This is a genomic window from Jatrophihabitans sp. (assembly GCF_036389215.1).
Taxonomy (GTDB): domain Bacteria; phylum Actinomycetota; class Actinomycetes; order Mycobacteriales; family Jatrophihabitantaceae; genus Jatrophihabitans_A.
On record NZ_DASVQG010000084.1, the window covers coordinates 1 to 3,222 of the forward strand.

Below are 3,222 nucleotides of genomic sequence, written 5' to 3' on the forward strand. Positions count from 1 at the left end.
GCTCATCCCTGCCGCCGGCCCCTGCACCGCGGTCTCGGTCGTCCGCCGATCCTGCTGGCAGGTCAACGGCTCCCCCATTCTTACAGTTCCGCTGGGCCCCCTCCTCCGACGACGGGCTCTGAAAGGCCCGGCTCACCAGCCCTGAAAGCCCGGCCGGCCTGCCCACTACGGTGGACGCTGTGGACAACCGCGACACCGCCCGGGCCTGCACCCGCATCGGCCTGGTGATCCACCACGGCCGGCCCGCCGCCGTGGCCGCCGCCGACCGGGTGCGCGGCTGGGCGGCTGCCCACGGTGTCGCGGTCTGCGAGGTCGACGTCTGGCAGGACGACGACCATGCCGGCCCGCGCAGCAGCCGGCGCAACTCCGCCGACGAGGCGGCCGCCAGCGGGCATCCGGACCTGATCGTCACCGTCGGCGGTGACGGCACCTTCCTGCGCGGTGCCCGGGTCGCCGCGCAGGACGGGGTGCCGGTGCTCGGCGTCAACGTCGGCCGGGTCGGCTTCCTCACCGAGGTCGAGCCCGACGACATCGAATCCGCGCTGACCGCGTTCGTGGCCGGGCACGCCCAGCTGGACCAGCGGTTGATGCTCACCATGCGCGCCTCCCGGCCGCTGGACATCCCGGCGGGGCTGCAGTCGGTGCTCCGTTACGGCCGCGGGCCGCTGCTGCCGCCGCCGCCCCGGAAAGCGGCCGAACCAGGCTCCGCGGCCGGCGTCGACCTGGACGTCACCGCGGTCAACGACATCGTCCTGGAGAAGCTGGCCCGGGACCGGCAGGCTAGCCTCGGCGTCTTCGTCGAGGGCACCCTGTTCGCCAGCTACTCGGCCGACGCGCTGATCGTGGCCAGCCCCACCGGCTCCACCGCCTACAACTTCGCGGCCGGCGGCCCGATCGTCTCGCCCCGGGTGCGGGCGCTGATCTTCACCCCGGTGGCCGCCCACATGGTCTTCAACCGCAGCCTGGTGGTGGGCGCCGACGAGCAGATCACGGTCCGGGTGCTGGAGCGATCGGGCCAGGTGGCAGTCAGCATCGACGGCCAGCTGCGCGGGGTGCTCGACCCCGGCGACTGGGTGGGCATCACCCCGGCGCGCCAGCCCGCCCGCCTGGTCCGCCTCGGGCCGTCGGACTTCTACGGCCGGCTACGGTCCCGTTTCGGCTTGGCCGACGCACCGGCCGCCGTCGCTGACGGCGCGCCGGCCCAAGCCGACTAGCGACCCGGCCCCTGGCACAGCGACCCCGAGCGGCGAGGCACGATGGAAGTGCGAGCCAGCCTCAGCCGCACCTCCCGCTAGGAGATCCTCGGGTGACCTCAATTCCGAACATAGCGCTCAACAACGGCGTCGCGATCCCACAACTGGGATTCGGCGTCTTCCAGATCAAGCCGGACGAGACCGCCGAGGCGGTCACCGAGGCGCTGCGCATCGGCTACCGGCACATCGACACCGCGCAGATGTACCAGAACGAGAAGCAGGTCGGGCAAGCGATCGCCAGGTCCGGGCTGGACCCGTCCGAGATCTTCGTGACGAGCAAGCTCAACAACAACCGGCAGAGCTTCGACGACGCACTGCGAGCCTTCGACCAAAGTCTGGTCGACCTCGGCCTGGACCGTCTGGACCTGTTCCTGATCCATTGGCCGCTGGCGACCATCCGCGACTACACCGAGGCCTGGCGAGCGCTGGAGCGGGTCTATTCCGAGGGCCGGACCCGCGCGATCGGAGTGTCGAACTTCCAGCCCCACCACATCCGCAAGCTGCGGGCTGAGACCGAGGTGCCGCCTGCGGTCAACCAGATCGAGGTGCACCCCTATCTGGTGCAGGACGAGCTGTGCGCCTTCAACGCCGAGCACGAGATCGCCACCGAGGCCTGGTCCCCGATCGCTCAGGGACTGGTCCTCGACGATCCGGCGATCCTCGAACTGGCCGACCGCCACGACCGGACGCCGGCCCAGGTGGTGCTGCGCTGGCACATCCAGCTCGGCAACATCGTGTTCCCGAAGTCGTCCAATCCCAAGCGGATGCAGGAGAACTTCGAGATCTTCGACTTCGAGCTGTCCGACACCGATCTCGGGATGATCTCCGGCCTGGACCGCAACGAGCGCACCGGGCCGGACCCGGACGTCTTCGACTCCGTTCCGAGCTGAGACCGACCGGCTGAGTCCGTTCCGAGCTGAGACCGACCGGCTGACTCCGTTCCGAGCTGAGACCGACCGGCTGGGGCCGAGCCGCCTCGCCAACGTGCGATCGGCTCAGCCCTGGCCCGGTTGCTGCTCGCGGTGCTTCATCTCGGCCTCGTAGATGTGCGCGGTGCCGCCGGCGAACCGCTGCCGGACGTCGGCCTCGACGGCACGGAACGGCTGCCAGTACTGGGCGTCGTACTGCTCCACGATCTGGAAGGTCCAGCAGCCGGGGATGACGTCACGCCCGACCAGGACGTCGGCGACCTGCTGGGCGGTCTCGGGCTCTCCCGCGTCGTGCAGGGCCTGAATCGCCTCCTGCAGCGTCAGGTCAGCTCGGCCGGACCGGCGGTGGAAGGTGTAGAGCAGGCCGCGAGCCTCCTCCACCACCTCCAGCGCCTCGGACAGCTTGCCCAGCGCGGCCACCAGCTCGTCGCTCGCGCCGGCCGGTCGCTGCTTGGCCACCGGCCGCTCCGGATGCGCCGCCGGGCCGAGTTGCCGCACCAGCTCCTCGCCCGATCCTGGCATCAGCCGAGGCTCCTGCCGCCCGGGACGTTCTTGCGCAACGCCCTGCGCAGCTGCATGATCCGCAGGCTGCCGGGAATGGCGACCAGCAGCACGCCCAGCACGGCGGACAGCAGGATCGTCAGCGCCAGCGAGAACTGACCGTGCCAGCCGAAGAAGTGCAGGGTGACCCGCCGGGAGTTCTGCGCGATGAAGATGATCAGCAGGATCACGAAGAGCGCCGTGGCGATCAGGCCGATCCACACCCCGCTGACCTTGGTGGCCCGGACGTGCCCCTTCTCGTTGAAGCCCGGAGCGGGAGCGCCGGAGCCTGCTCCCCGGCCACCCGAGGCGGGAATCCCGGTCGCGGGCGCGGCCACCGGTTCGGCGCCGGGCGTGATCGCCGGGCCGGTCGCGGACCCCAGATCGCCGGGCGGCACCCGCGGCCCGGTGCCGGGTGCGCCGCCGAGGTCTGAGCTGGAGCGGGGCAGCGAGGGATCGTAGGGGTCAGTCACGTCAAGCTCCTTCGACGCCGCGCCGAG

At 71.1% G+C, this 3,222-nt stretch carries 4 protein-coding genes; 2 read left to right on the forward strand and 2 right to left on the reverse strand.

The window, feature by feature from the left end:
* The first annotated feature begins 179 nt into the window (after window positions 1-179).
* Both VF542_RS03925 and VF542_RS03930 read left to right on the forward strand, forming a co-directional pair.
* The gene (locus VF542_RS03925) at window positions 180-1,214 is read left to right on the forward strand and encodes an NAD(+)/NADH kinase (RefSeq protein ID WP_408650399.1); all 1,035 of its coding nucleotides are present in this window, start codon (window positions 180-182) and stop codon (window positions 1,212-1,214) included.
* Window positions 1,215-1,306: 92 nt separating this feature from the next.
* The gene (locus VF542_RS03930; protein WP_408650400.1) at window positions 1,307-2,143 is read left to right on the forward strand and encodes an aldo/keto reductase; all 837 of its coding nucleotides are present in this window, start codon (window positions 1,307-1,309) and stop codon (window positions 2,141-2,143) included.
* A gap of 105 nt (window positions 2,144-2,248) precedes the next feature.
* Here the strand turns inward: VF542_RS03930 and VF542_RS03935 are convergent, their stop codons facing one another.
* Together VF542_RS03935 and VF542_RS03940 are read right to left on the reverse strand one after the other, a co-directional pair.
* Window positions 2,249-2,704 (reverse strand): hypothetical protein, encoded by a 456-nt coding sequence (locus VF542_RS03935; protein ID WP_408650401.1) that lies wholly within the window; start codon window positions 2,702-2,704, stop codon window positions 2,249-2,251.
* Window positions 2,704-3,195 (reverse strand): LapA family protein, encoded by a 492-nt coding sequence (locus tag VF542_RS03940; RefSeq protein WP_408650402.1) that lies wholly within the window; start codon window positions 3,193-3,195, stop codon window positions 2,704-2,706. Before VF542_RS03940 ends, VF542_RS03935 begins: the two co-directional genes overlap by 1 nt.
* Window positions 3,196-3,222: the final 27 nt, after the last annotated feature.